Source organism: Ramlibacter sp. GCM10027632 (genome assembly GCF_042675325.1).
In the GTDB taxonomy this organism is placed as follows: domain Bacteria; phylum Pseudomonadota; class Gammaproteobacteria; order Burkholderiales; family Burkholderiaceae_C; genus Ramlibacter.
This window is the reverse complement of the sequence record NZ_JBHTGW010000004.1, coordinates 154,633-172,956: the sequence shown is the minus strand read 5'-3', so window position 1 is coordinate 172,956 and position 18,324 is coordinate 154,633. Positions and strand designations below refer to the sequence as shown.

Annotated in this window: 20 protein-coding genes; 9 read left to right on the top strand and 11 right to left on the bottom strand. The window is 71.5% G+C overall.

Features of this window, described 5'->3' with window-relative positions; genetic code table 11:
• Window positions 1-8 precede the first annotated feature (8 nt).
• Genes yaaA through queF form a run of 3 tightly spaced genes read left to right on the top strand, consistent with a single transcriptional unit; the run spans window position 9 to window position 2,495 of the window.
• Window positions 9-785, top strand: coding sequence for a peroxide stress protein YaaA (gene yaaA / locus ACFQZY_RS08295; protein ID WP_377414981.1), 777 nt, complete (start codon window positions 9-11; stop codon window positions 783-785).
• Window positions 782-1,636, top strand: a complete 855-nt coding sequence (locus ACFQZY_RS08290; protein ID WP_377414979.1) for a 2OG-Fe(II) oxygenase — start codon at window positions 782-784, stop codon at window positions 1,634-1,636. Before yaaA ends, ACFQZY_RS08290 begins: the two co-directional genes overlap by 4 nt.
• Window positions 1,637-1,649: 13 nt before the next feature.
• Window positions 1,650-2,495, top strand: a complete 846-nt coding sequence (queF, locus tag ACFQZY_RS08285; protein ID WP_377414977.1) for an NADPH-dependent 7-cyano-7-deazaguanine reductase QueF — start codon at window positions 1,650-1,652, stop codon at window positions 2,493-2,495.
• 42 nt (window positions 2,496-2,537) lie between these two features.
• Here queF and ACFQZY_RS08280 read toward each other — a convergent pair whose 3' ends face one another.
• The 7 genes from ACFQZY_RS08280 to ACFQZY_RS08250 all read right to left on the bottom strand — a co-directional run bounded on the left by ACFQZY_RS08280 (window position 2,538) and on the right by ACFQZY_RS08250 (window position 9,144).
• Complete coding sequence (locus ACFQZY_RS08280) at window positions 2,538-2,801, bottom strand: hypothetical protein (RefSeq protein WP_377414975.1); 264 nt, start codon at window positions 2,799-2,801, stop codon at window positions 2,538-2,540.
• A 74-nt stretch (window positions 2,802-2,875) separates the two neighbouring features.
• Complete coding sequence (locus tag ACFQZY_RS08275) at window positions 2,876-6,013, bottom strand: pilus assembly protein (RefSeq protein WP_377414972.1); 3,138 nt, start codon at window positions 6,011-6,013, stop codon at window positions 2,876-2,878.
• A gap of 12 nt (window positions 6,014-6,025) precedes the next feature.
• Window positions 6,026-6,607 carry a hypothetical protein gene (locus ACFQZY_RS08270; RefSeq protein ID WP_377414970.1) on the bottom strand — a complete coding sequence of 194 codons (582 nt, stop codon included), beginning with the start codon at window positions 6,605-6,607 and terminating at the stop codon, window positions 6,026-6,028.
• On the bottom strand, window positions 6,604-7,695 hold the full coding sequence (locus ACFQZY_RS08265) for a PilW family protein (protein ID WP_377414967.1): 1,092 nt from the start codon (window positions 7,693-7,695) through the stop codon (window positions 6,604-6,606). The genes ACFQZY_RS08270 and ACFQZY_RS08265 overlap by 4 nt, the downstream gene beginning before the upstream one ends.
• On the bottom strand, window positions 7,695-8,291 hold the full coding sequence (gene pilV, locus ACFQZY_RS08260; RefSeq protein ID WP_377414965.1) for a type IV pilus modification protein PilV: 597 nt from the start codon (window positions 8,289-8,291) through the stop codon (window positions 7,695-7,697). The genes ACFQZY_RS08265 and pilV overlap by 1 nt, the downstream gene beginning before the upstream one ends.
• On the bottom strand, window positions 8,285-8,779 hold the full coding sequence (locus ACFQZY_RS08255; protein ID WP_377414963.1) for a GspH/FimT family pseudopilin: 495 nt from the start codon (window positions 8,777-8,779) through the stop codon (window positions 8,285-8,287). The genes pilV and ACFQZY_RS08255 overlap by 7 nt, the downstream gene beginning before the upstream one ends.
• Window positions 8,776-9,144, bottom strand: a complete 369-nt coding sequence (locus ACFQZY_RS08250; RefSeq protein ID WP_377414961.1) for a type IV pilin protein — start codon at window positions 9,142-9,144, stop codon at window positions 8,776-8,778. The genes ACFQZY_RS08255 and ACFQZY_RS08250 overlap by 4 nt, the downstream gene beginning before the upstream one ends.
• 255 nt (window positions 9,145-9,399) lie before the next feature.
• Here ACFQZY_RS08250 and ACFQZY_RS08245 point away from each other — a divergent pair, with 255 nt between their 5' ends.
• From ACFQZY_RS08245 to ACFQZY_RS08220, 6 genes are all read left to right on the top strand, one after another.
• Window positions 9,400-9,804, top strand: a complete 405-nt coding sequence (locus ACFQZY_RS08245; RefSeq protein WP_377414959.1) for a hypothetical protein — start codon at window positions 9,400-9,402, stop codon at window positions 9,802-9,804.
• A 94-nt stretch (window positions 9,805-9,898) separates the two neighbouring features.
• Window positions 9,899-10,216, top strand: coding sequence for a hypothetical protein (locus tag ACFQZY_RS08240; protein ID WP_377414956.1), 318 nt, complete (start codon window positions 9,899-9,901; stop codon window positions 10,214-10,216).
• Window positions 10,217-10,226: 10 nt separating this feature from the next.
• Window positions 10,227-11,648: a TolC family protein gene (locus ACFQZY_RS08235; RefSeq protein ID WP_377414954.1), complete on the top strand. Its 1,422-nt coding sequence runs from the start codon at window positions 10,227-10,229 to the stop codon at window positions 11,646-11,648.
• Between the two features lie 19 nt (window positions 11,649-11,667).
• The gene (locus tag ACFQZY_RS08230) at window positions 11,668-13,077 is read left to right on the top strand and encodes a multicopper oxidase family protein (protein ID WP_377414952.1); all 1,410 of its coding nucleotides are present in this window, start codon (window positions 11,668-11,670) and stop codon (window positions 13,075-13,077) included.
• A 27-nt stretch (window positions 13,078-13,104) separates the two neighbouring features.
• Window positions 13,105-13,596, top strand: a complete 492-nt coding sequence (locus tag ACFQZY_RS08225) for a DUF411 domain-containing protein (RefSeq protein WP_377414950.1) — start codon at window positions 13,105-13,107, stop codon at window positions 13,594-13,596.
• The gene (locus ACFQZY_RS08220) at window positions 13,593-13,928 is read left to right on the top strand and encodes a copper-binding protein (protein WP_377414948.1); all 336 of its coding nucleotides are present in this window, start codon (window positions 13,593-13,595) and stop codon (window positions 13,926-13,928) included. Before ACFQZY_RS08225 ends, ACFQZY_RS08220 begins: the two co-directional genes overlap by 4 nt.
• An 88-nt stretch (window positions 13,929-14,016) precedes the next feature.
• Here ACFQZY_RS08220 and ACFQZY_RS08215 read toward each other — a convergent pair whose 3' ends face one another.
• The 4 genes from ACFQZY_RS08215 to argH form a co-directional block, all read right to left on the bottom strand.
• Window positions 14,017-15,198: a Y-family DNA polymerase gene (locus ACFQZY_RS08215; RefSeq protein WP_377415243.1), complete on the bottom strand. Its 1,182-nt coding sequence runs from the start codon at window positions 15,196-15,198 to the stop codon at window positions 14,017-14,019.
• 29 nt (window positions 15,199-15,227) lie between these two features.
• On the bottom strand, window positions 15,228-15,644 hold the full coding sequence (locus ACFQZY_RS08210; protein WP_377414946.1) for a hypothetical protein: 417 nt from the start codon (window positions 15,642-15,644) through the stop codon (window positions 15,228-15,230).
• 41 nt (window positions 15,645-15,685) lie between these two features.
• Window positions 15,686-16,834: an L-lactate dehydrogenase gene (locus ACFQZY_RS08205; protein WP_377414944.1), complete on the bottom strand. Its 1,149-nt coding sequence runs from the start codon at window positions 16,832-16,834 to the stop codon at window positions 15,686-15,688.
• Between the two features lie 67 nt (window positions 16,835-16,901).
• Entirely contained in the window at window positions 16,902-18,299 is a 1,398-nt protein-coding gene (gene argH, locus ACFQZY_RS08200) for an argininosuccinate lyase (RefSeq protein ID WP_377414941.1), read from the bottom strand.
• Window positions 18,300-18,324 lie beyond the last annotated feature (25 nt).

Sequence of the window (18,324 nt, the reverse complement as noted above, 5' to 3'; positions counted from 1 at the left end):
CTCCACCCATGCTGTATCTGCTGTCCCCCGCCAAGTCCCTGGACTATGAAACGCCCGTCGCCGAGTTGCCGCACACCCGGCCGCGGTTCATCGAGGCGTCGGCGCAGCTGATCGAGGTGCTGCGCGCGAAGTCGCCCCAGCAGATCGCCAGCCTGATGGACCTGAGCGACAAGCTCGCCGCGCTGAACGCGGCCCGCTACGAGGCCTGGTCGACCTCCTTCACCGCCAAGAACTCCCGCCAGGCCGTGCTGGCCTTCGACGGCGACGTGTACGACGGCCTGGCCGCCCGCACGCTGTCGGCGTCCGACCTGGACTGGGCCCAGCGCCATGTCGCCATCCTCAGCGGCCTGTACGGCGTGCTGCGGCCGCTGGACCGGATGCAGCCGTACCGCCTGGAAATGGGCACCTCGCTGCCGGTGGGCGAGGCGGCCAACCTCTACCAGTTCTGGGGCTCGCGCATCGCCGAGTGCCTCAACGGGCAGCTGGCCGACGAAAAGACGCCGGTCGTGGTGAACCTGGCCTCCCAGGAATACTTCAAAGCGGTGGACCGCAAGGCCTTGAAGGCCCGGGTCATCGAATGCGTGTTCGAGGACTGGAAGGGCGGGCAGTACAAGATCATCAGCTTCTTTGCCAAGAAGGCCCGCGGGCTGATGGCCCGCTGGGCCATCACCCACCGCATCGATGCCCCGTCGAAGCTGGAAGGGTTCGACCTCGAGGGCTACGCCTTCGACGCTGCCGCCTCCAAGCCGGACCGCCTGGTGTTCCGACGCAGGATGGAGCCATGACCGCGACCCAGACCATCACCCCCGAGCTTCGCCAGTGGATCATTGCGCAGGCCGAGGCCGGTCACCCGCCGGACACGGTGCTCGCTGCCATGCGCGCCTCGGGCTGGACCGAGGACACCGCCATCGCCGCGATGGAAAGCACCCTGCAGGCGCACCTGGCCGGGCGCCCCGCGGCCCAGGCCCTGCCGCCCGCGGTGCCGGTGCCCGGCCCCGACCTGGCCGGCTCGCCGCTGTACCTGGATGCCGGTGACCGCCGCGTGCACGTGATCCTGTCCAAGGAGAGTCCGCGCATCGTGGTGTTCGGCGACGTGCTGTCCGACGAGGAGTGCGACGAACTCATCGCGCAGGCCCGCCCGCGGCTGGCCCGTTCGCTCACCGTGGCCACCCGCACCGGCGGCGAGGAGCTCAATGAGGACCGCACCAGCAGCGGCATGTTCTTCCGCCGCGGGGAGACGCCGGTGGTGGCCCGCCTGGAGCAGCGGCTGGCGCGCCTGGTGAACTGGCCGCTGGAGAACGGCGAGGGCCTTCAGATCCTGAACTACCGCCCGGGCGCCGAGTACAAGCCCCACTACGACTACTTCGACCCGAACGAGCCCGGCACGCCCACCATCCTCCGGCGGGGCGGGCAGCGCGTGGGCACGGTGGTGGTGTACCTGTCCGAGCCCGAGCAGGGCGGCGGCACCACCTTTCCCGACGTGGGCCTGGAAGTCGCGCCCAAGCGGGGCAACGCGGTGTTCTTCGCCTACGAGCGTCCCCACCCCTCGACCCGCACCCTGCATGGCGGCGCGCCCGTGATCGCCGGCGAAAAGTGGATCGCCACCAAGTGGCTGCGCGAGCGCCGTTTCGACTGAATCCCCCAGCCCGATGTCCACCCCCGAACAATCCCTCCTGGGCAAGGCCGCGGCCTACAGCGACCGCTACGACCCCACGCTGCTGTTTCCCATCCCCCGCCTCGCCAAGCGCGAGGAGCTGGGGCTGCCCGGCGCGGTGCCCTTCTTCGGCGCCGACCTGTGGACCGCCTACGAACTGTCCTGGCTCACGCCGCGCGGCAAGCCGCAGGTGGCGATCGCCCGCATCACCGTGCCCTGCGAGACGCCCAACATCGTCGAGAGCAAGTCGTTCAAGCTGTACCTGAACAGCTTCAACAACACGTCCTTCGCCTCGGCCGACGAGGTGCGTGACCGCATCCGCGCCGACATCAGCGAAGCGGTCTGGCGCGGCGCGCCGGCGGCCTCCTCGGTGGGCGTGAAGCTGCTGCTGCCCGAGGACTTCGAGCGCGAGCGCATCGAGGAGCTCGAGGGCGTGAGCCTGGACCGCCTGGACATCGAGTGCACGCAGTACCAGCCGGATCCCACCCTGCTCACCGCCGCCTTCGACGAGCAGCCGGTCGAGGAGGTGCTGGTGTCGAACCTGCTGAAAAGCAACTGCCTGGTCACCGGCCAGCCCGATTGGGGCAGCGTGCAGGTCCGCTACAGCGGCCCGCAGATCGACCAGGGCCAGCTGCTTCGCTACCTCGTGAGCTTCCGTAACCACAACGAATTCCACGAGCAGTGCGTGGAGCGGATCTTCATGGACATCCGCGAACGGTGCCGGCCCACGCGTCTGACCGTGTACGCGCGCTACACGCGCCGCGGCGGGCTGGACATCAACCCGCTGCGCACCAGCCACCCCGGCGCCTTGCCCGCCAACCTGCGCAACGCCCGCCAGTAGGGCGCAGGCGGGACCCGCAAGGTCTCCGCGGCGGCGGCGTGTTCAGTCGTCCAGCCAGTCGCAGCGCAAGCGGTGCGACTGGTGGGCGCGGGAGCGCCAGCTGCGGTAGGCGTCGGGCAGGCGCATCGCCAGCAGGCCCAACGGGGCGAACCAGATCGCCTCGCCGGTGGCGAACGCCGGCAGCCATCCCATCCAACCGAGGATCCACAAGGTGAGAACGCCATCCCAGAGGTGGCTTTCGACCGGGTGCTCGCGCCGGTGCGCCAGGTGCCAGAGCCTGATCCGATAGAGTTCGTCGAGCGACATCGCAACCTCCCACCCGCCGGTGGCGTTACGAAAAATCTATGCCTGAAAGCGCCTGCGGTCAATGGCGCAGTGCGTCATTCGGCCTGGTTCGATCGCCAGTAGATCGTGCGGCGCTTGGCCTTCACCGGCGGCTTGATCGCCTGGGGCCCGACGCCGGAGCTGGCGCCGCCGGAACGCTGGATCGCGCCGATGGCCACGGTCTGCACCACGTTGCCGATCTGCACCGTCGCCAGGGTGGGCGAGGGCACGATGCCGCCCTGCACGAAGACGCCGGACCGGTCGCCGCCGCAGGACGCGTTGCCCGAGCCGATGGCGCCGCTGCCATTGAGGATGTTCAGCCAGTAGCCGCGCGCCTCGCCCAGGTTGGCGTTGGCGGCGCAGGTGTTGAGGCTGCCGGCGGTGGCGCGGTTGGTGCTGAAGGTGACCATGCCGCCGACGGTCACCGCCGATGTCACCGTCTGCTCGCCGCGGCCCGGCAGGTCCATGAACCAGCCGCGGGCGGTGGAGCCGGGCGTGACGCCCGCGGTCTCGCAGGTGGTCGGGGCGCTGAAGTCGCGCATCACGCTGGTGTCGTCCAGGGCCGCCACCCCGGGGTTGGCGGTGGGATCGGCGAGGTCGTCCATCAGCACGTAGAAGCGGTTGGTCACCGGGTTGGCGTAGGGGTAGTGCCCCATCAGCGGCTTCTCCCGGTCGCCCGAGCCCAGGGCCACGTACATCTTGGTCCCCGAGGACAGCAGGGCCGGCGAGTTCAGGAACTTGCGCCCGCCGCCGGCGGTGGCGCCCACGCGGCGGATGCCCCAGGAGCCGCTGGCGATGGCGCCGAAGCCGGCGTCGCTGAAGTAGAGGCGGTAGACGTCGCCGGTGGTGGTGACGGCGTAGGCGACGTCGACGAAGCCGTCGCCATTGCGGTCGCCCACGGCGATGTCGGCGGCCACGCTGCCGGACAGGCCGGTGAAGCTGCGCACCACCGCGCCGGTGGCGGCGTCGAGGAGGAACACCGCGTTGCCCTTGCGGCTGCCGCAGGCGGGGGCGGGCGCGTTCGCGTCCTCGCAGGTGTCGTAGCCGCCGCCCACCAGCACCAGCGGGGTCTCGGCGCCGGCGCTGGGGTAGCCCTTGAGGCGCACCACGGTCGGCTGCGACCAGGTCTGGCCCAGGGCGGACAGGCCGGCGGTGCAGCCGGTGTCGTCCGGCGCGGGCCGCGGGCAGCCCACGCGCCACATCAGCTGCGGCGACTCCGGCGTGGTGACGTCGAAGCCATAGAGCATGCGGCCGCCGCGCCGCTGCGAGGGGTAGATCCAGACCCGGCTGTTGCCCGCGTCCTGGAACAGGCCGATGCCGCCGTCGAAGAAGTAGTCCTTGGGCTGGGGCGCCGGCGAGGTCACCAGGCCGGGGAAGGCCACGGCCGGCGTGTTGTCCTTGAGCCGCTGGAAGCGGCCGAAGTGCTCCGGCGCGGCGAAGGCCCAGCGCTCGCGCCCGGTGGCGGCGTCGACCGCGCGCAGCAGGCCGTCGCCGGCGCCGTAGTACACGGTCACGCCGGTGGTGCCGCCGTAGTTCACCGGCAGCGGCTTGGAGTGCACCACGTCCCCATGGATCGAGGCGCGCGGGCGCGGGCTGGACGAGGTGCTGATGTACTCGGTGAAGGGGCGGGTGCCCTCCACCGTGGTGTCGTCGTCGCGCCCGGCGACCCAGTCCAGCAGGGACTGGGTCCAGCCGGTGTTGCCCGTGCCCAGGTTCGCCAGGCGGGTCGCCGCGCCGGCGTCGTACGTGAGCAGCCGGCGCTGGCCCGCGGCCCAGGGCTGCGGGTTGGCGTTGGTCCCCGGCGGGTTGTTGCCCTTGCGCACCACCTCGGCGACGCCGCCCTTGGCGACGGTGGGGCCGTCGGGCAGGTCCGACCAGGCGCTGCCGGCCACCCCGCCCACGGTGGGGAAGGCGGTGCAGCTGCTCGCGCCGATGGACAGGCCCTTGATGTCCTGCCAGTAGCTGCCGCTGTCGCTGGTCCACTGGCTCACCGCGCACTCGTGGATGAAGCCGGTCTGCGGGTTGATCGCGTTGGCGCCGGCGGCATCGCGCAGCTGCACGTCACCGGAAGCGGTCAGCCCGAGCTGGTACTGCTTGAGGTTGCCGAGCCAGCGCGGCTGCGCCGCCGGGTCGGGGCGGAACATGCCGATGAACACCTGGTTCAGGTACTGCGACCGGTTGCTCGCGCTCACCGGCAGCGCCGCGGAGGCGAAGGTGGAGTCGCGCGCATTGATCTCCGCCAGGATCTTGCCCAGCGCGATCTCGATCTGCGCCTGGTTCTTCACCGCGTGGTAGGTGCCGCCCCCCACGGCCGCCGCGCGCTCCAGCGTCTTCGAGTGCGAGACGTTCTGCTGCGCGTTGTAGGCGTCCAGCACGTAGACGCTGATGCCGTTCTGGTACAGGAAGCGCGCCCACTCGTCCGTCCAGCTCGGGTCGGTCACGCCGGGGATCTGGGGCAGGGCGGCGCCCGCGCTCACGCCCTCGTAGCTCGGGTCGCCCGCGGGGATGGTGCCCTGGGCGTTGTTGATCACGAGGATCAGCGCGTTGTTCGTGCAGGTCGTCGAGCCGGCGGGCGGGCTGTAGGTCGAGCCGCTGTAGGCCCAGTGCCCCAGCGCGCTGTTCTGGCGCCAGCCGGTGGCATTGGGGGCCGCGCCGGCGTTGCCGTCGATGTCGACGTTGCGCGCCGGGTCGTTGCCCGCCTGCAGGCCGCCGCGGAACACCGGCAGCCCCTTGAAGTACTTGTAGACCTCGTACATCGCCGAGGTCTCGTAGGAGCCCGCGTTGACCTTCTCGGTGGGGCTGTTGATGGTGTTGCCGGCGGTGATGTAGTTCAGGATCCCGGTCATCGCGGACTTGTTGGCGGGCACGTCCATGTCGCGCGCGCTGAAGCGGATGTAGCCGCCGCCCGCGCCGGCCGCGGTGTAGCCCGCCAGGCCGATGTTCATGCCGGTGGTGGTGGCCAGCACGTTGCGCACCGCGGCGAGTTCGGCCGCGCCCTGGGTGCCGCCGTTGTCCGGCCACTGCTGCGCCTGGCGCGCCCAGTTCGAGGTGTTGTCCACCAGGATCATCACGTTCGGCTTGACGCCGCCGCTGCTGGTGCGGGTGAGGAAGATGTCGATGTCGTCGGCGCGCGCGGCGGCGGCGAGCAGGGCCGCGGCGGTGGCGGCCAGGATCAGGCGGGGGAGGGCGGTCATGGCGGCGCTTCCTCAGGGGCAGAAGGTGGTGGCGGAATCGCTGGACACGCGCATGCTCACGCCCTGCACCAGGGTGGATTGCGCGCCGGTGACGGGGTCGCTGCCGACGGCGGTGATTTCCCACAGCGTGCGGGCGCACAGCGAGGCCATCGCCCCCGCGCCCACGATGCCGCTGCTCTGGTTGTTCATGCCCTGCGTGCAGCCCAGGTCCTCGGTGTCCAGCAGGTTCAGCTCGCTGGTCGGGATCGGCCGCATCTGGATGCAGCGCGGCGCGGGCGACAGCCGCACCAGCACCACGGTCTTGCCGTCGCCGTTCACGTCCACGCAGCGGCTGTTGGCGGGGGCGTTCATCGCCGGCGGGCAGTTCGAGTTGTCCAGGACGTCGTTCGGCGACTCGGCGAACGTGCGGTTGCTGATCACCTGGTTGATGACCTGCTGCGTCGCGGCCTGGGTGACGGCGCGGGCCTGGGCGTTGGCCCCGGCCTGCAGGCTGCCGCGGCCGATGTTCAGCGTCGCCATCGCCAGGATGGTGAGCAGCGTGAGCATGATCAGGGACACGACCAGGGTCGAGCCCCGCTGGGCGCGCGCGGTCATGGCGAGAACCTCCGCGCGGTCACGTTCTGCAGGGCCACGGTCCGTGTGTAGACGTTGCGGCGGCGCGCGTCGTTGAAGGGGCCGGCGCTCGCGTCGGCCGCCGTGGTCACGCCCGTGGCCGCGTCCCCCTGCTTGCCCAGGGCGTAGCGCCGGGTGTCGGTGTGGCCGGGCGAGGCCTCGGGGTTGCGGGCCAGCACGTACAGGCGGGCCGCCACCGGCAGGCCCCAGCAGCTGCCGGCGGGCACCGGCGGCGTGGCCGAGGCGCAGTAGCGGTCGGGGTCGGTGGCGTACAGCTCGGGCGTGCCGTCGCCGTTGGTGTCCAGCCCCCACTCGACCTGCAGGTTCTCCACGCCCTGCACCAGGGTCAGCGGCGCGCTCCAGCCGGCCGCGCCCAGTTCCACGCGCTTGAGGCTGGGGATGCCGTCGCCATCGCGGTCGTTGCGGGCGACGAAGTAGATGCGCACGACGTAGCGGCGCAGGCCGGCCGCCGTGGCGCAATCGCGCTGGCGCAGCGTGAAGGCGCCCGCCGCCGGGAAGGCGGCGAACCGGTAGTGGTTGTTGATGTCCGCGCCGCCCAGCTCCGACGGGTCGCTGCACGAGGAGGCCTGGAAGGCGGGCATGCCGGCGGCCAGCGGCGTGCAGTCGGCGCTGCCGTTGGTGCAGGTGGCGGCGCGGCGGACGACGACCACGTCGGTGCCGGGCGCCAGGTCGCCGCCCAGGCAGGCCAGCGCGCCGGCGGCCACGTTGTCCTGGCCCAGCGCCGCCAGCGGCAGGGCCGCGAGCAGGGCGGCGACCGAGGTCTCGCAGGCGGCGGGCCGGGCGGGCGGCGCCGGCAGCGTGCGCGGGTCGAACTCGGCGAGGAAGCCGGCATGCTGCAGCTCGCCCGCCAGGGTGTCGAGCGCATGGCGGCCGTTGTCGATCTTCAGGCCCGCGCGCTCGGTCTCCACCCGGGTGCGGCTGCTGGTGGCAAACAGCACCGACATCGCGGCCAGGATCACCAGGCCGATGGCGATGCCGACCATCACCTCGACCAGGGTGAGCCCGCGCTGGTGGCGCGCGGGGGCGGGGGGCGGGGCGAGGCGTTCCATCAGGAGCAGGCCGGTAGGGCCACGAGAAGCTGGGTGGACACCGTCTTGCGCAGGGCCTCGCGGGCATACAGCCCCTGGCCGCAGGCCTGGGGCGGCGCGACGGTGGCCTGGAATCCCTGCCAGGCGACGGTGATGCGGTAGATGCCTGGCTGGCACACGCCCGCGGCCGGCAGGGGCGGCTGCAACTGCTCGACGCAGCCGCGGCCGGCGAGCATCGCGCCCACGGTGGTGGCCGAGGGCGTGGTCTCGCTCGCGCCCTTGAGGAGGTTGCTCCACTCGCACAGGTCGACCTGCGCGCGCGTGGCGCCCGGCACGGCGCACGCCGTGGGCTGGCCATCGCCGGTCCCCAGGGCCGACGCGGTCACGTAGCTGGCGGCCTGGGACTGGTTGGCATCCATCCGGTTGGCCATGTCCTGCATCAGCGAGAGCGCCTGGGTGCGCTGGTACGACTCGAACACGGCCGCATTCATGGTGGTGTGCAGGCCGGCCAGCGCCATCATCCCGAACGAGACGATCAGGATCGCCACCAGCGCCTCGATCAGCAGCGCGCCGCGCTGGGCCAGGCCCGCGGGCCGCCCTGCCTGCCGCCTCAGCATGTCGCGCCCTCCCGCGTGTAGGGGCGGCCGGCCGGGTCGATCGAGACGCAGCGTGCCTGCGAGGTTCCCGCATCGCTCACCGAGAACTGCACGCCGCCGGCCGCGGCGCTGGTGCGGCCGTCGTAGCCGAACACCACCGAGGCGATGGCCGGGGTCGACTGCACCTGCACCGAGCCCCGCACCGGGGTGACGTCGACCACCCGCAGCGTGCCGTCGACCGTGGCCACGATCTGCCAGCCGCTGGCCCAGTCGCCCGCGTTCGCGGGGCGCAGCGTCACCGGCGCGTTGCGCTTGAGGGCCTCCGAGCGGGTCTTGACCAGGGCCAGGTGCAGGTCGGATGCGGTCGTGCGCACCCGCTGCGAGGCCACCAGCGAGCGCATCCCGGGCGCGGCCAGCGCCGCCAGGATGGCGACCAGGCTCACCACCACCAGCAGCTCGATGAGGGTGAAGCCCGGCGCGCGGTGCGCCGGGGCGGGCCGGGCGGTCACCATTTGTCGGGGGGCAGGCGCGTGCCCTCGCTGGTGATCGACAGCGGGCCGTCGACGGCTTGCGGCGAGCCGGCCACGGGCGTGGCCGTCGCGGTGTAGGACGGCGGCATCGAGGCATCCGCCGTGATCTGGAAACTGTAGCGGCCGGCCAGGTCGCCGGGCACGTTCACGCCCAGGGCCGCCGGGGTCGTGGCGAAGGCGCGGTTGTCCATCAGGTACTGCTGCTGGCGCTGCGCGATGTCGGACAGCACCGTCTGGGCCGAGGCCCGGTGGCTGCGCACGAGGTGGCGGGTGTAGGCGGGGTAGGCCACGCCGGCCAGGATCGCCACCAGGGCCACGGCCACCAGCAGCTCGATCAGGGTCACACCCCGCGGGATCCGGCGCCGGGCCATCCGTACTTCCTTCGTTCCTGGCCGCCCGGATGGGCAGCTTCTCGCCCCGGAAGTTAGGCGCCAGACTGTACTGAAGAGTTGTTACAAAGATTGCAGGCGCTTCTCGGTTGATGGATGGTTATGGAATAGTATTTTGGTTTTATGTTTTTGTGGTATTGAAATCGCCCGAACGGGCCAGCAATTGCTGAGCGGATTTCCCGGCCGTCGGCTCGATAGAATGTTTTCGTGATGTCCCGCTTCCGCCGCATCGTCGCCTGGCTGATCTTCGTGGCCCTGCCCTTGCAGGCCATGGCGTCGGTGTCGATGTCGCTGTGCGGTCCCCTGCAGGGCCATTCCGCGGCGCAAGGCCATGGGCCTGGCGCTGCCACTGCCGATGCCATGGCTGCCGACCACGCCATCGCCGACCACGCGGCGGCCGGCCATCACGGGGCGTCCAGCCACGGGGACCCGGCGTCCGCCGCCGATGACGGCCACCGCTGCGCCTCCTGTGCCTTCTGCGGCCATGCCCTGGCCCAGCCTGCCGACGCCATGCTCGCCCTCCCCGGCGCCGCGCCGCCCGCGCATGCCAGCGTCCCCCCGGCCCGCGTGGCCTCGCGGGGCCTGCCCGTCCCCGACAAGCCTCCCCGCGCCTGACCCCCGCGCGCCGGCCCCGAGACCGAGGCCGGCCAGGCCCTGGACCGCGCCCCGCCGGCGTGGTGCTTTCCCTTCATGGCAGCGAGAGATGCGCATGCAGTTCCCTTCCCTTCCCCGGTGGCCGGCCCTGGCCGCCGCCGTCCTGGCCGGCGCCGCCCAGGCCCAGCCCGAGGCGCCCGGCGCCTGGCGTTCCGCCTTCGAGGGCTACCGGCCCTTCGACGAGGTGAGCGTCCAGCCCTGGCGCGCCGCCAATGACAACGTCGGCCGCATCGGCGGCTGGCGGGCCTATGCGCGGGAGGCGCAGGCGCCTGCGCCGACCCCGCCGGCGACCGGTTCGACCTCGGCGCCCGTCGCGCCGACGGTGCCCCCGCCACCGCCCGCACGGACGCCGGCCGCGGGCCACCGGCATTGAGGGACCGGCGATGAGCTTCGATCTTTCCCTTCCCCGCAAGCCCGCCGCGCTGGCCGTCCTGGGCCTCGCCCTGGCAGGCTGCGCCTCGGTGGACCTCGAGCGCGAGGTGGCCGCCGTCAACGACAGCCAGCGTGCCTTCACCCAGGGTGGGCTCGCGCTGGCCCGCGGCCCGTCCGCCGGCGAGCAGGCCGCCGCCGGCCTGCTGGCAGGCCCGCTGTCGATGGATGCCGCCGTGCAGCTCGCCCTGGCGCGCAGCCCCGCGCTGCAGGCCCTGGTCGCCCAGCACGGCGCCGACCTGGCCGCTGCGGCCCAGCGGGGCCGCATCGCCAACCCGGTGCTGGGCCTCGAGCGCGTGCGCTCCGGCCCGGAGCTGGAGATCGGCCGGCTCCTGTCCGTCGGGTTGCTGGACCTGCTCACGCTGCCGCAGCGGCAGGCCCTGTCCGGGCAGCTGCAGGCCCAGGCCCGCGTCGAGCTGGCGGGCACCGTGGTCGACCAGGTCGGCGCGGTGCGCCAGGCCTGGGTGCGCGCGGTCGCGGCGCAGCAGGCCCTGGCCTACGCGGCCCAGGTCCAGCAGGCCGCCGACGCCAGCGCCGAACTGGCACGCCGCATGCAGCAGACCGGCAACTTCACGCGCCTGGAGCGCGCCCGCCAGCAGGCCTTCTACGCCGATGCCACCACCCGCCTGGCCGGCGCCCGCCACCAGGCCACCGCCACGCGCGAGGCGCTGGTGCGCCTGCTCGGGCTGGACGACGCGCAGGCCGCGCGCCTGCGCCTGCCCGACCGCCTGCCGGACCTGCCCGCGAGCCCGCGCCAGCCGGGCGACATCGCCCAGGCCGCACGCGAGCAGCGGCTGGACTGGCAGCTCGCCCGCCTGCAGCTGCAGGCGGCGGGCCGCGCCCAGCGCCTGGAGCTGCTCGAGAGCCTGGTCGATGCCGAGGTGGGTGCGCGCCGCGACACCCGCTTCGACGACGCCTCCGGCGAGCGCGGCACGGCGCGCGGCTGGGAGCTGGCGATCCGCCTGCCGGTCTTCGACTGGGGCTCGGCCCGCCGCGCGCAGATGGACGCGGCCTCGCTGGCGGCCGCGCACCGCTACGACGCCGTCGTGCGCGGCGCCTCCTCCCAGCTGCGCGAGAGCTACTCCGCGTACCGCACGGCGTACGAGCTCGCGCGCCACTGGCGCGACGAGGTCGTGCCCCTGCGCAAGGCCATGTCCGAGGAGAACCAGCTTCGCTACAACGGCATGCTGATCGGCGTCTTCGAGCTGCTCGCGGACATGCGCGAGCAGGTCACCAGCGTGATCGCCGCGATAGAGGCGCAGCAGCAGTTCTGGCTGGCCGACGCGGCCCTCTCGGCCTCGCTCGTGGGGCGGCCCGCGCAGGCCACCCTCGCGAGCGTGCCCGCCGCGGCGGCTGCCGCCCCCGCGGGCCATTGACCGCGCGCAAAGGATTCACATGACCCAACGACGACAGTTCCTCTCCGGCGCCGCCCTGGCCGGCGCCGTCGCCGCGGCCGGCGTCAGCCGCGTCGCGATGGCGGCCCTGCCCGAACCGGTGCTGCAGGCGCGGCCCGACACCATGGCGCCCCTGGTGCCGCCCAACGGCCGCCCGTACGACCCCGTGGTCACCCTCAATGGCTGGACCCTGCCCTGGCGCATGAACCAGGGCGTCAAGGAGTTCCACCTGGTCGCCGAGCCGGTGGTGCGCGAGATGGCGCCGGGCTTCAAGGCCCACCTCTGGGGCTACAACGGCCAGTCCCCCGGCCCCACGATCGAGGTGGTCGAGGGCGACCGCGTGCGCATCTTCGTGACCAACCGGCTGCCCGAGCACACCAGCATCCACTGGCATGGCCAGCGCCTGCCCAATGGCATGGACGGCGTCACCGGCCTCACCCAGCCGGGAATCCCTTCCGGCAAGACCTTCGTCTACGAGTTCGAGGCCCGCCGCCCCGGCACCTTCATGTACCACCCGCACGCCGACGAGATGGTGCAGATGGCCATGGGCATGATGGGCCTGTGGATCACGCACCCGAAGGGCCGCCATCCCCTGATCGACCGGGTGGACCGCGACTTCGCCTTCCTGATGTCGGCCTTCGACATCGAGCCCGGCGCGTACACGCCGAAGGTGATGACCATGCTGGACTTCAACCTCTGGACGTGGAACAGCCGGGTCTTCCCCGGCATCGACTCGCTGAACGTGCGCCTCGGCGACAAGGTCCGCATCCGCATCGGCAACCTGACCATGACCAACCACCCGATCCACCTGCACGGCCACGAGTTCGCCGTGACGGGCACCGACGGCGGGCCGGTGCCGAAGGCCGCGCGCTGGCCCGAGGTCACCACCGACATCGCGGTGGGCCAGATGCGGCAGGTCGAGTTCCTCGCCGACGAGGAGGGCGACTGGGCGTTCCACTGCCACAAGAGCCACCACACCATGAACGCCATGGGCCACGGCGTGCCCACGCTGATCGGGGTGGACCACCGCGAGGTGGTGCGCAAGATCACCGGCCTGGTCCCCGACTACATGGTGATGGGCGAGCGCGGCATGGCCGACATGGCCGAGATGGAGATGCCCTTGCCCGAGAACACCGTGCCGATGATGACCGGCCGCGGCCCCTTCGGCGGGGTCGAGATGGGCGGCATGTTCAGCGTGCTCAAGGTGCGCCGCGAGCAGAAGCCGGGCGACTATGCGGACCCGGGCTGGTTCCGGCACCCGCCGGGCACCGTGGCCCGCGAGTTCACCGGCGAGGTGCCGCCGCCGCCGCGCACCGGCGCCGCGGGCGGCGCCTCGATGCCGATGCGCAGGCCCGCCGATACTGAAGTCAAGGTCCGCAAGCCCTCCGGGCATGGCGGCCATTCCCACTGAACGTTCCGATCAAGACAGGAGATCGACATGGCTCACCCCGCACCTCCCCTGCGCCGTCGCGCGCTGCTCGCGGCCCTGGCCGCCGCGCCCCTGGCCGCCCTGGCGCAGGCCCCCGCATCGCCCGTGCTCGTCGAGGTCTGGAAGGACCCGAGCTGCGGCTGCTGCGGCGACTGGGTCAAGCACCTGGAAGCCAACGGCTTCCAGGTCAAGGTCAACGAGACCGGCAACGCCGCGATCCGCACGAAGCTCGGCATCGATGCCGCAAAGTACGGTTCCTGCCACACCGCGCTGGTCGGCGGCTACGCGGTGGAGGGCCATGTGCCTGCCCGCGAGATCCGCCGGCTGCTGCGCGAGAAGCCGCAGGCCATCGGCCTGTCCGTGCCGGGCATGCCGGTCGGCTCGCCGGGCATGGACGGCCCGGCCTACGGCAACCGCCGCGACGCCTACCGCGTGATGCTCCTCACGCGTGACGGCGGCGCTCGTGTCTTCGAGTCCTATCCCGCTGGAAAGTCCGCATGACGACGCTGAACACCCTGGCCCTGGCGGGCCTGCTGTCCCTGGCCCTGCCGGCCTGGTCCCAGGCCACCGACCATTCGGCCCACCACCCGGCCGCCGAGGCGCCGGCCGCCGGCTTCGCCACCGGCGAGGTGCGCCGCATCGACAAGCCGGCCGGCAAGCTCACGCTGCGCCACGGCGAGATCGCCAGCCTGCAGATGCCGCCGATGACCATGGTCTTCGTGGCCAGCGACCCGGCGATGCTGGATACGGTCAAGGTCGGCGACAAGGTCCAGTTCCGGGCCGACCAGCAGGGGGGCGTCTACCGGGTCATCGAGTTGAAGCCGGCGCAGTGACGCGGGGGCGCGGAAGGACATCCCGCCGCCCTCCCGGGACCGCGGCTGGGAAGCGACCCGCGGCGGCGCCCGGGACGCCGCGCGGCACTCAGAACAGGTCGAGGCTGCGGGCCGCCGCCTCGGCCGCCGGGGCGTTCTCGGCCGCCTGGGCCTGTGGCGAGCCGGCCCGGGCCAGCTTGCCCACCCGGACCCCGAGCAGTCGCAGCCGCCGTGACAGGTCGACGCGCTTGAGGCATTGGCCGGCGGCCTGCCGGATCGCCTTCGCGTCGGCGGTGAAGCTGCCGATCGTGATGTCCCGGGTGGCGATGCGGAAGTCGTCGTACCGCAGCTTGATGCCGATGGTGCGGCCGACGTAGCCCTTGCGTTGCAGGTCGGCCGCGACGCGCTCGCACAGGTCGGTGAAGATCGCGCCAAGCTCCGCGCGGTCCCGCACCGCGTGCAGGTCCCGCTCGAAGGTGGTCTCGCGGCTCATGGAGACGGGCTCGCTCTCGGTCACCACCGGGCGCTCGTCGCGGCCCCAGGCCGCGTCGTGCATCCAGGCGCCGTAGGAGCGGCCGAAGTGCTCCACCAGCCACTCGCGCGGCTGCGCCGCGATCTGCCCGATGGTCTCCAGGCCCAGCGCCTGCAGCCTTGCGCCGGCCTTGGGCCCGATGCCATTGATCTTGCGTACCGGCAGCGGCCAGATGCGCGCCTGCAGGTCGCCCTCATGGACGATGGAGATGCCATTGGGCTTGTCGAACTCGCTGGCCATCTTGGCGACCAGCTTGTTCGGCGCGACCCCGATCGAGCAGGTCAGGCCGGTGCGATCGAAGATGGCCTTCTGGATCAGGCGCGCCAGCACGCGGCCGCCTTCGCGCTGGCCGCCTGGCACCTCGGTGAAGTCGATGTAGACCTCGTCGACGCCGCGGTCCTCCATGACCGGGGCGATTTCGCGGATGGTGTCCTTGAAGGCGCGGGAGTACTTGCGGATCTCCTCGAAGTCCACCGGCAGCACGATGGCCTGCGGGCACAGGCGGGCGGCCTTCATCATGCCCATGGCCGAGCCCACGCCGAACTGGCGTGCGGGGTAGGTGGCGGTGGTGATGACGCCGCGGCCCACGTAGTCCGCGAGCCGCGGAAAGGCGTCGACCGGGATCTCGTGCAGCGGCAGGTCGCCGAAGCGCTCGCGCATCGCCTCGTCGGCGCGGCGCTTGGCCCCGCCAATGACGACGGGCAGGCCCTTCAGCTGCGGGAAGCGAAGGAGCTCCACGGACGCGAAGAACGCGTCCATGTCCAGGTGGGCGATGCGGCGCGCAGGGCTCACCGGGGCGCCGCCGAGGCCGGCGGCACCGGCACGACCACGCCGGGGGAAATCGAGATCTCGTCCTGCACGCGCACCGCCGTCACGAAGTGGCGGGTCTCCCCGAAGCAGGAGGTGGGCAGGCCCACCTTCTCCTCGTAGTGCAGCGCGACGCGCTTGCCCATGACCGTATTGATCTGCGCCGCGATGGCCTCGTCACGCACGGTGAAGGGAAATTTCTCCGGCACGGCGCCCGGCGTGGACACCATGGCCAGCTCGCCCTCCCAGGTCTTGCAGACCCAGCCCTTCTTCGAGAGCTTCTGGACCCAGCCCGCGCGCTCGCCGGTGGAATAGCTCCATTGCAGCACCACGGCGAAGTACACCCCCGCGAGGGCGACCAGCGCCAGGGGAAGCAGCCACCAACGACTCCATCGCATCGAGACAACTCCGCGGGCAACCGCGCCCGATCGCCCGATTATCAGTAGGTTCCGGGCAGCAGGATCGAGGTGTCGACCTGGCGGATGTCGGTGCGGCCGCAGAACGCCATCGTCAGGTCCAGTTCCTTGTGGATGATCTCCAGCGCCTTGGTCACGCCGGCTTCGCCCATGGCGCCCAGGCCATACAGGAACGCGCGGCCGATGTAGGTGCCCCGGGCGCCCAGGGCCACAGCCTTGAGCACGTCCTGGCCCGAACGGATGCCGCCGTCCATGTGCACCTCGATGCGGTCGCCCACGGCGTCCACGATCGCGGGAAGGGCCGCGATGGAGGACTGCGCGCCATCGAGCTGGCGGCCGCCGTGGTTCGAGACGATCAGGGCGTCGGCGCCGGAGTCGGCCGCGAGCTTCGCGTCTTCCACGTCCTGGATGCCCTTGAGGATCAGCTTGCCGCCCCAGCGCTTCTTGATCCATTCCACGTCGGCCCAGGACAGCGCCGGGTCGAACTGCTTGGCCGTCCACTCGGCCAGCGAGCCCATGTTCTCCACGCCCTTGACGTGGCCGACGATGTTGCCGAACTGCCGGCGCGGTGTGCCCAGCATGCCCAGGCACCAGCGCGGCTTGGTCATGAGGTCGATGATGTTCGCCAGGGTGGGCTTGGGCGGGGCCGAGAGGCCGTTGCGCAGGTCCTTGTGCCGCTGTCCCAGGATCTGCAGGTCCAGCGTCAGCACCAGCGCGGAGCAGCCGGCGGCCTTGGCGCGGTCGATCAGGCTTTCGATGAAGGCGCGGTCCCGCATCACGTACAGCTGGAACCAGAACGGGTGTCCGCCGGTGCCGGCGGACACGTCCTCGATCGAGCAGATGCTCATGGTCGAGAGCGTGAACGGGATGCCGAACTTCTTGGCCGCCCGCGCCGCCAGGATCTCGCCATCGGCATGCTGCATCCCGGTCAGGCCAGTGGGCGCGATGGCCACGGGCATGGCCACGTCCTGGCCGACCATCTGCGTGCGCGTGGTGCGGCCCTCCATGTTCACCGCCACGCGCTGGCGCAGCAGGATCTTCTGGAAGTCGGATTCGTTGGCGCGGTAGGTGCCTTCGGTCCACGAGCCGGAGTCGGCGTAGTCGTAGAACATGCGCGGCACGCGCTTCTTCGCGAGGACCCGCAGGTCCTCGATGTGGGTGATCACTGGCACGGCTTGTCGTCTCCTCGGGTTTTTTTTATCGTAGCTCTACAGTAAGCCACAAGCCGTCAAAAGGCTGTCACGCCAGGCGCACCCGGTGCCTCTCGATCTGGGCCCGGACCTGGGCCGGCGCGGTGCCGCCCAGCGTGTTGCGGGCGTTCAGGGAGCCGCGCAGGGACAGCACGTCGTAGACGTCCTTCTCGATCGAGGGGTGGAAGCCCTGGAGCACCGCCAGCGGCAATTCGGACAGGTCGCAGGCGTGGGACACGGCGGCTTTCACCGCGTGGGCCACCGTCTCGTGGGCATCGCGGAACGGCAGGCCCTTCTTCACCAGGTAGTCGGCCAGGTCGGTGGCCGTGGCATAGCCCTTGAGGGCCGCACTTTCCATGGCCTGCGGCACCACGGTGATGCCGCCCACCATCTCGGCGAAGATCCGCAGCGTGTCCTTGAGCGTGTCGACGGTGTCGAACAGCGGCTCCTTGTCCTCCTGGTTGTCCTTGTTGTAGGCCAGGGGCTGGCCCTTCATCAGGGTGATCAGGCCCATCAGGTGGCCGACGACGCGGCCGGTCTTGCCGCGGGCGAGCTCAGGCACGTCCGGGTTCTTCTTCTGCGGCATGATCGACGAGCCGGTGGTGAAGCGGTCGGCCAGCTTGATGAAGCCGAAGTTCTGCGACATCCAGATGATCAGCTCTTCGGAGAAGCGCGAGATGTGCACCATGGCCAGCGAGGCCGCGGCGGTGAACTCGATGGCGAAGTCGCGGTCGCTCACCGCGTCCAGCGAGTTCTGGCACACGCCCTCCATGCCCAGGGTGCGGGCCACGAGTTCGCGGTCCAGCGGGTAGCTGGTGCCGGCCAGGGCGGCGGAGCCCAGGGGCAGGCGGTTCACCCGCTTGCGCACGTCGGCCATGCGCTCGGCGTCCCGGGCGAACATCTCCACGTACGCCAGCATGTGGTGGCCGAAGCTCACCGGCTGGGCCACCTGCAGGTGGGTGAAGCCGGGAAGGATCACCTCCACATGCTGCTCGGCCAGGCCCAGCAGGGCCTTCTGCAGTTCGGTCAGCAGGCCGGAGATCAGGTCGATCTCCTCGCGCAGCCACAGGCGCACGTCGGTGGCCACCTGGTCGTTGCGGCTGCGGCCGGTGTGCAGGCGCTTGCCGGCGTCGCCGACCAGGGCCGTCAGGCGCGCCTCGATGTTCAGGTGGACGTCCTCGAGGTCGAGTTTCCACTCGAACTGGCCGGCGGCGATCTCCTGCGAGATCTGGGCCATCCCGCGCTCGATGGCGGCATGGTCGTCGGCGCTGATGATCCCCTGGGCGGCGAGCATGCCGGCGTGGGCCAGCGAGCCCTGGATGTCGGCTTTCCACAGGCGCTTGTCGAAGAACACGCTGGACGTGTAGCGCTTGACGAGGTCGCTCATGGGTTCGGAGAACAGCGCGGACCAGGCCTGGGACTTGTGATCGAGTTGGTTGTGGGACATAAACGCGGGCGATGCGGCACCAAGC

What these genes read in the sequence shown, in the direction of transcription:
- argH (WP_377414941.1), bottom strand. Translation starts at nt 18,299, where the DNA reads ATGTCCCACAACCAACTCGATCACAAGTCCCAGGCCTGGTCCGCGCTG.
- ACFQZY_RS08265 (WP_377414967.1), bottom strand. Translation starts at nt 7,695, where the DNA reads ATGGAACGCCTCGCCCCGCCCCCCGCCCCCGCGCGCCACCAGCGCGGG.
- ACFQZY_RS08230 (WP_377414952.1), top strand. Translation starts at nt 11,668, where the DNA reads ATGACCCAACGACGACAGTTCCTCTCCGGCGCCGCCCTGGCCGGCGCC.
- ACFQZY_RS08240 (WP_377414956.1), top strand. Translation starts at nt 9,899, where the DNA reads ATGCAGTTCCCTTCCCTTCCCCGGTGGCCGGCCCTGGCCGCCGCCGTC.
- ACFQZY_RS08215 (WP_377415243.1), bottom strand. Translation starts at nt 15,198, where the DNA reads ATGGACGCGTTCTTCGCGTCCGTGGAGCTCCTTCGCTTCCCGCAGCTG.
- yaaA (WP_377414981.1), top strand. Translation starts at nt 9, where the DNA reads ATGCTGTATCTGCTGTCCCCCGCCAAGTCCCTGGACTATGAAACGCCC.
- ACFQZY_RS08245 (WP_377414959.1), top strand. Translation starts at nt 9,400, where the DNA reads ATGTCCCGCTTCCGCCGCATCGTCGCCTGGCTGATCTTCGTGGCCCTG.
- queF (WP_377414977.1), top strand. Translation starts at nt 1,650, where the DNA reads ATGTCCACCCCCGAACAATCCCTCCTGGGCAAGGCCGCGGCCTACAGC.
- ACFQZY_RS08290 (WP_377414979.1), top strand. Translation starts at nt 782, where the DNA reads ATGACCGCGACCCAGACCATCACCCCCGAGCTTCGCCAGTGGATCATT.
- ACFQZY_RS08235 (WP_377414954.1), top strand. Translation starts at nt 10,227, where the DNA reads ATGAGCTTCGATCTTTCCCTTCCCCGCAAGCCCGCCGCGCTGGCCGTC.
- ACFQZY_RS08280 (WP_377414975.1), bottom strand. Translation starts at nt 2,801, where the DNA reads ATGTCGCTCGACGAACTCTATCGGATCAGGCTCTGGCACCTGGCGCAC.
- ACFQZY_RS08225 (WP_377414950.1), top strand. Translation starts at nt 13,105, where the DNA reads ATGGCTCACCCCGCACCTCCCCTGCGCCGTCGCGCGCTGCTCGCGGCC.
- ACFQZY_RS08275 (WP_377414972.1), bottom strand. Translation starts at nt 6,013, where the DNA reads ATGACCGCCCTCCCCCGCCTGATCCTGGCCGCCACCGCCGCGGCCCTG.
- pilV (WP_377414965.1), bottom strand. Translation starts at nt 8,291, where the DNA reads ATGCTGAGGCGGCAGGCAGGGCGGCCCGCGGGCCTGGCCCAGCGCGGC.
- ACFQZY_RS08270 (WP_377414970.1), bottom strand. Translation starts at nt 6,607, where the DNA reads ATGACCGCGCGCGCCCAGCGGGGCTCGACCCTGGTCGTGTCCCTGATC.
- ACFQZY_RS08210 (WP_377414946.1), bottom strand. Translation starts at nt 15,644, where the DNA reads ATGCGATGGAGTCGTTGGTGGCTGCTTCCCCTGGCGCTGGTCGCCCTC.
- ACFQZY_RS08220 (WP_377414948.1), top strand. Translation starts at nt 13,593, where the DNA reads ATGACGACGCTGAACACCCTGGCCCTGGCGGGCCTGCTGTCCCTGGCC.